Origin of the sequence: Kitasatospora sp. MY 5-36, from assembly GCF_001182915.1 — a bacterium.
In the GTDB taxonomy this organism is placed as follows: domain Bacteria; phylum Actinomycetota; class Actinomycetes; order Streptomycetales; family Streptomycetaceae; genus Kitasatospora.
The window spans coordinates 1-6,465 of sequence record NZ_LFVW01000644.1 but is presented as its reverse complement, the minus strand read 5'-3'; the positions used below and the strand labels follow the sequence as shown (position 1 = coordinate 6,465).

General features: G+C 75.5%; 8 protein-coding genes. All 8 read left to right on the top strand.

The window, feature by feature from the left end; all coding sequences use genetic code 11:
- A partial coding sequence (locus AE652_RS32545) for a CpaF family protein (protein WP_049658135.1) occupies positions 1-1,487 on the top strand: 1,487 nt, incomplete at its 5' end.
- Positions 1,487-2,452 carry a type II secretion system F family protein gene (locus AE652_RS32540; RefSeq protein ID WP_082346122.1) on the top strand — a complete coding sequence of 322 codons (966 nt, stop codon included), beginning with the start codon at positions 1,487-1,489 and terminating at the stop codon, positions 2,450-2,452. The genes AE652_RS32545 and AE652_RS32540, both read left to right, overlap by 1 nt.
- Positions 2,449-3,327 (top strand): type II secretion system F family protein, encoded by an 879-nt coding sequence (locus tag AE652_RS32535; RefSeq protein ID WP_049658133.1) that lies wholly within the window; start codon positions 2,449-2,451, stop codon positions 3,325-3,327. Before AE652_RS32540 ends, AE652_RS32535 begins: the two co-directional genes overlap by 4 nt.
- A gap of 59 nt (positions 3,328-3,386) precedes the next feature.
- The gene (locus AE652_RS32530) at positions 3,387-3,686 is read left to right on the top strand and encodes a hypothetical protein (protein WP_049658132.1); all 300 of its coding nucleotides are present in this window, start codon (positions 3,387-3,389) and stop codon (positions 3,684-3,686) included.
- 38 nt (positions 3,687-3,724) lie between these two features.
- A complete protein-coding gene (locus AE652_RS32525) occupies positions 3,725-4,099 on the top strand; it encodes a TadE/TadG family type IV pilus assembly protein (RefSeq protein ID WP_234348625.1) in 375 nt (124 codons plus the stop codon).
- A gap of 104 nt (positions 4,100-4,203) precedes the next feature.
- Positions 4,204-4,581, top strand: a complete 378-nt coding sequence (locus tag AE652_RS32520; RefSeq protein ID WP_143204636.1) for a pilus assembly protein — start codon at positions 4,204-4,206, stop codon at positions 4,579-4,581.
- Positions 4,582-4,741: 160 nt separating this feature from the next.
- Entirely contained in the window at positions 4,742-5,191 is a 450-nt protein-coding gene (locus tag AE652_RS32515) for a hypothetical protein (RefSeq protein WP_049658128.1), read from the top strand.
- Positions 5,191-6,465, top strand: a 1,275-nt coding sequence (locus AE652_RS32510) for a LysM peptidoglycan-binding domain-containing protein (RefSeq protein WP_159028616.1), incomplete at its 3' end; no start/stop codon positions are given. The genes AE652_RS32515 and AE652_RS32510, both read left to right, overlap by 1 nt.

Below are 6,465 nucleotides of genomic sequence, written 5' to 3'. Positions count from 1 at the left end.
AGCCCGTCGCGCCGCAGCCCGTCCCGCCCGGCGCGGCCGCCGGGCCCACCGCCGTGCCCTCCCAGCTGCCCTCGCTGGACCTGCGCGGCTCCGCCACCCGGCCCGTCGTGGACCCGCAGGTCGCCCGCGAGCTCAAGCGCCAGGTCGCGGCCGAACTGCACCAGCAGATCACCCGGTTGACGCTCTCCTCCGGCTCCGAGCCGGACCGCGCCACCCGCCGCCAGCGCGGCCGGGCGCTGATCGAGGAGGCCGTCGCCCGGTGGTCCGACGCGTACGCCCAGACCCACGGCATCCCGCCAACCCGGGATCAGGACCGCGCCCTCGCCGAGGCCGTCTTCGACCTGCTGTTCCGGGCCGGCCGGCTCCAGCCCTACCTGGACGACCCGGAGATCGAGAACATCCTGATCAACGGCTGTGACGACGTCTGGGTCTCCAAGGTGCACCAACCCCTGCGCCAGGTACCGCCGGTGGCCGACAGCGACGCCGAACTCGTCGAACTGCTCCAGGACCTGGCCCGCCAGCACGGCGGCGGCGAGCGCAGCCTGTCCACCGCCAGCCCGACCCTCGCTCTGCGACTGGAGGGCGGCATGCGCCTCCAGGCGCTCACCGAGGTGACGCCCCGCCCGTACGTGGCGATCCGGCGCCACCGGGTGGCCTCCGCGACGCTCCCCGAGATGGTCGAACTCGGCACCCTGGACGCCACCTTGGCGGCCTTCCTGGCCGCCGCGATCCGGGCCCGGAAGAACGTGATGATCACCGGCACCCAGGGCGTCGGCAAGACCAGCCTGCTGCGCGCGATGGCCGCCGAGATCCCGCCGGACGAGCGGATCGGCACCCTGGAGTCGGAGTTCGAACTCTGGCTGCACACCCTCGGCCACCTGCGCCAGGTCGTCCCGATGGAGGCCCGCGAGGGCAACGGCGAGCGCGTCGAGGGGCGCCTGGCCGGGGAGTTGACCCTCGGCGACCTCATCCCGGCCGCGCTGCGGATGACGCTCTCCCGGATCATCGTCGGGGAGGTCCGCTCCGGCGAGGTCGTCCCGATGCTGCGGGTGATGACCAACGGCGAGGGCGGCTCGATGTGCACCCTGCACGCCCGCGGCCCGCACATGGTCGTCGACCGCATCGCCGAACTCTGCCTGGAGTACGGCTCGCACATGACCGACTCACTCGCCTACCGGCTCACCGCCAACGCCCTGGACCTCATCGTGCACGTCACCATGGTCGACGAGACCGCCGTCGGCGGCCGCCGGCACCGCTTCGTCTCCCACGTCCTGGAGGTCACCGGCCTCGGGGAGAGCGGCCGGCCCGCGCTGAACACCGTCTTCGGCCCCCGGCCGGACCTCGGCGAGCCGCGGGCCGTCCCGCACACCCCGCCGCAGTGCCTGGACGACCTGCGCCGGGCCGGCTTCGACGCCTCGCTGCTCGGTTCCCGGTACGGGAGTTGGGCCACCCCGCTGCAGCTGCGGATCGGCGGTGGCACCCGGTGATGCTGCTCTTCGCCCTGTGCGGGCTGGCGGTCGCGGGCGGCATGGTCGCCCTGGCGCTCTGGGCCCGCGGCAGTGAGCCCGTCGAGGAGGACGAGGCCGAGCGGGCGGTCAACCCGCTGGCCGGCCGGCTCCACGTGTTCTGGTACGGCGCGCCCGGGACGGCCGGGCACCGGATGGTGCGGCTGCGCCGCGTCCAGCTGCCGCTGGCGCTCGCCGGCGCGCCGCTGGCCTGGCTGTTCACCGGCATCCCGCTGACCGCGCTGCTGGTGCCGCTGGCCGTCTTCGGCCTGCCCTGGCTGTTCGACACCACCCGCCCGGACACCCACCGGATCGAGCGGCTGGAGGCGCTCTCCGAGTGGACCCAGCGGATCGCCGACGTGCTGCTGCTCGGGGTCGGCCTCAACCAGGCCATCGTCACCAGCCGGCGCACCGCCCCGGCCGCCCTGGAGGACGAGATCGGCGAGCTGGCCGCCCGGCTGCAGGCCCGCTGGCGGCCCGAGGAGGCGCTGCGCGCCTTCGCCGACAGCCTCGCCGACGCCACCGCCGACAAGGTGCTCGCCGCGCTCGTGCTGCGGGCCGGGGACAGCGGCCCCGGCCTGGCCCGCACGCTCTCCGACATGGCCGACTTGGTGCGCGAGGAGGTCCGCCAGCGCCGCGCCATCGAGGCCGACCGGGCCAAGCACCGGACCACCATCCGCTGGCTGGTCGGCATCATCGTGCTGGTCGTCACCGTCGGCTCCTTCAACACCGAATACACCCGGCCGTACGGGACCTTCCTCGGCCAGGTGGTGCTCGCCGTGGTCGCCGCCCTGTTCGTGGCGATCATCGCCTGGATGCGGGCGCTGGCCTCCCACCCGCCGGTGCCCCGGCTGCTGACGCCCGACCGGCGCAGCAGGAGCGGACGGCGGACCAGCGCCGCGCCGACCGGGCCGGAGCAGGCCGAGCAGCTCGGGGAGGTCCGATGATCTCCCCCTGGTCCGTGCTGGCCGGCGCCGCCGCGGCCGGCGGCCTCGCCCTCCTGGTCGCCGAACTGCGGCCGGCGCCACCGGACCTGCGCCAGGCGCTGGACCGGCTGCACGCCACCCCCGCCGACCGCGAGCAGGACCCGGACGAGCGGCCCCGCTGGTACGACCGGATCGGCGAGCGGTCCGTCCACCTGCGCGGGGTCTCCGTCCCGCGCCGCGAGCTCGCCCTGATCGGCCGCACCCCGGCCCGGTTCATGGTGCACAAGCTGCTGTTCTCCGCGCTCGGCCTGCTGCTGCCCGCCTACCTGGGCGCGATGGCCGTGCTGATGGGCGTCGGCCTGCCGTTCGCCCTGCCGCTGGTCGCCGGGCCGCTGCTGGCCGGACTGCTCTGGTTCGTCCCGGACGCCGTCGTGCGCGGCGAGGCCAAGGAGGCGCGCACCGAGTACCTGCACGGCATCGCCGCCTACCTGGAGCTCGTCGCGATGGAGCGGGCCGCCGACTGCGGCCCCGCCGAGGCGCTGCGCCGGGCCGCCGCGGTCGGGCGGGGCGCGGTGTTCCGGCGGATCCGCGACGCGCTGGAGCGCGCGGCCACCGACCGGCTCCCGCCGTGGGCCGGACTCGACGCGCTGGCCGAGGAGTTGGGGCTCAGCCCGCTCCAGGACGTGGCCGACATCATGCGGCTGTCCGGCAACGACGGCGCCGCCGTGTACGACACCCTGCGGGCCCGGGCCAAGGGCCTGCGCGGGGAACTGCTCGCCGAGGACCTCGCCCGCGCGAACGCCGACAGCGAGCGGATGGTCGCGCCCGGGGCCGCCCTGACCCTGCTGATGACCGTCCTGATCGTCTTCCCCGCGCTGCACCAGATGCTCAACTGACAGCCGTCCCAGAGCAGCCGACACCACACCACACCGCCACGTCCCTCCGGAGAGACCCGATGACCGTACGACTCGTCCAACTGGCAGACCGGGTGCTGCGCCCCGTCCTGCTACCGGTCCAGTTCGCACTCCTGCTGTTCACCCTGCGGCTCGGCCGGCTGCGGGCCGCCCGCGCGCGCGGCGACCGCGGTGCGATCAGCATCGAACTCGCCCTCGCCATCATCGCGTTGGTCTTCGTCGCGGGTGCCGTGGCGACCGCGCTCTACCTGCTGAAGGACAAGGTCGTCAAGAAGGTCGAGCAGGACCCGAACATGCCGGGTGCGGGCGGAGCGGGCGGCGCGGGCGGCGCCACCCCGTGATGCGTGCCGCTCTCCGCCGCAGGGGCGACCGGGGGTCGATGAGCGTGAGCCTCGCCATCGTCTTCCCGGTCGTCCTGCTGCTCGTCCTGCTCGTCGTCCAGGCCGCGCTGTGGTGGTACGACCGGCAGGTCGCGCTCACGGCCGCCCGCGAGGGCGTGGACGCCGGACGGGTGCAGGGCAGCGCGACGGACGGCGAGAAGAACGAGGCGGCCCAGCGGCAGGCCCGCGACTTCCTCGACCGGCAGGGCGTGCACGGGTACACGGTGCGGACCGACGGCAGCACGGCGCAGACCATCCGGGTCACCGTGCGGCTGACCCCGCCGCTGCTGATACCCGGGCTCAAGGCGCCCGACATCACCCAGTTCGCCGAGGCGCCCCGCGAGCGCTTCGTACCGCCGGCGGTGACACCGTGACGGACGCGCTGCGGACACCGGGCCCACGGCGGCGGTGGTCGGGGCTCCGGTCGCGACCGCGCAGGCCGGACCGGGGCGGGATCGCGATCGAGGCGGCGATCGTCGTGCCGGGGGTGGTCGGGCTGGTCCTGCTGGCCGTCGCCGCCGGACGGGTGCAGACCACGGCCGGCACCGTGGAGGCCGCCGCCCGGGCCGGGGCCCGGACCGCCTCCCTGCAGCGCAGCGTGGACGGGATGGACCAGCCGGCCAGGGACTCCGCCCTCGCGACGCTGCGCCAGCAGGGCGTGTGGTGCCGCGACGGGGACGTGCGGGTCGGCAAGGGGGAGCTGAACCTGCCCGGCGGACCGGTCACGACCGTCACCGTCACGGTGGTCTGCGACGTGGAGCTGGCCGACCTGCTCGGCGGACCGTCCGGGATACCCGTGACGAAGCACCTCGTCGGCGAGTTCACCTCGGTGGTGGACCGTTACCGGGGCACATGACAGCGCGCGGCGCCGTCACCGGGAAGACAGGGGATTGGAGACGGCCCGTGCGGGGGAGACGCAAGCGGAGAGCGCTCGGGGGATGGCGGAACGGTACCGAGCGGCGCCCGGTGGGGGCCGGTGGGGAGAGCGTCGTGCGAAGTGGGGGGAGGGGACGGAAGTGGTGAGCCGTCTGCGGCGACGGCTGTCGGCGCGCCGGTCCGACCGGGGCGCGGTGGCCCTCTTCGTGGCGATCTGCGCGGCCTACGTCGTGCTCGTCATCGCCCTGGTGATCGACGCCGGCGGCCGGCTGCGGGTCGCCGAGCGGACCGACGCCTACGCCCTGGAGGCCGCGCGGGTCGGCGGCCAGCAGCTCGACCGGGCGGCCGTCCTCCAGGGCAAGGGCTTCAAGGTCCAGGAGAAGTACGTGCGGGACGCCGCCGACGCCTACCTGGGCCTGTACGGCCTGCGGGCGGGCGGCATCGAGTTCTCCGGTGACGGCAGGGTCGTCACCGTCACCGTGCAGGCCGACTACCGCCCGGTCCTGCTGGGCGCCCTCGGGGAGCGGAAGGTTACGGGCAAGGGCAGTGCGACCCTCGTCCACGGAGTAGAGAAAGCGGAGACCGACTGATGGCCGCGCCACGTGCCAAGGACCAGGCCCGTACCGCCCAGGCCCGAAACGGCCAGGCCCCCAACGGCCGGGCCGGGACGTCCCATCGGGCCGGCGGTGCCCGAAGGCCCGCCGCCCCGGCGCCCCGACCACCCCGCGGCCGCGGCCGCGCCGTGATCACCGCGCTCGGCGCGCTGGTCGCCCTGCTCGCGCTGCTGTTCGGCGTCCCCGCGCTGCTGCTGTACGGCACCGACGCGGTCGCCGGGATGGGCGAGGTCGCCTCGGGCGGGGTGGGCGAGGCGCTCACCAGTCCGGACGACGGAAGCCTGTTCCTCTGGGCGCTGGTGGTGGTCGGCTGGATCGCCTGGGCCTGCTTCGCGCTCTCCGTCCTGCTGGAGATCCCGGCCCAGCTGCGCGGCCGGATCGCCCGCCGCATCCCGGCCTTCGGCTGGAGCCAGCGGCTCGCCGCCGGGCTGGTCGGCTCGGTGCTCGCCCTGCTCCCGGTGGCCGGCTCGGCCTTCGCGGCCGTCCCCGAGCCGAACCACAGCCCGGTCGTCCAGGCGCAGTTGACGCCGGGCGTGCAGCGCGCCGCACTGCCCGCGGCGCAGGCCGCGCCGGCCCTGACCCCGGCCGCCGAGCAGCAGAGCACGTACACCGTCCGGGACGCCCGGCCGGCCGACAGCCTGTGGTCCATCGCCGAGCGCCAACTGGGCTCGGGGGAACGCTGGGTGGAGATCGCCAAGCTCAACGACGGCCGGATGATGGGCGATTCGGGCATCCGCTTCGACGCCGACCGGCCGATCCAGCCCGGCTGGGAGCTGCTGATGCCGGCGGACGCCAAGCCGGACGAGGCGAGGACGCCGGCGCCGCCCGCCCCGGCCCCCTCGGGCGACCCGGCGCAGGGCGCGCCGCAGGAGACGCCGCAGAGCGCTCCGCAGTCCGGGACGGAGGCCGGTGGGCCCGGTGGCGCGGGCGGTGCGGCCGGCTCCGGCGGGCAGCGGACCGTCACCGTCCAGACCGGGGAGAGCCTGTCGGCCATCGCCCAGCGGGAGCTGGGGGACGGGGAGCAGTGGCCCAAGCTGTTCGAGGCGAACAAGGGGGCGCAGGCCCCGGACGGGACGCAGCTGACCGACCCGGACGTGGTGGTGCCGGGGATGGTGCTCACCGTTCCGGGGGCGGGGGGTGCCGCACCGGCGCCCGCACCGGCTCCCGCTGACCAGACTCCGGCCGACCAGGCCCCGGCCCCCGCGCCGGCCCCCGCCGACCAGGCTCCGGCGCCGGGTGCTCCCGCGCCG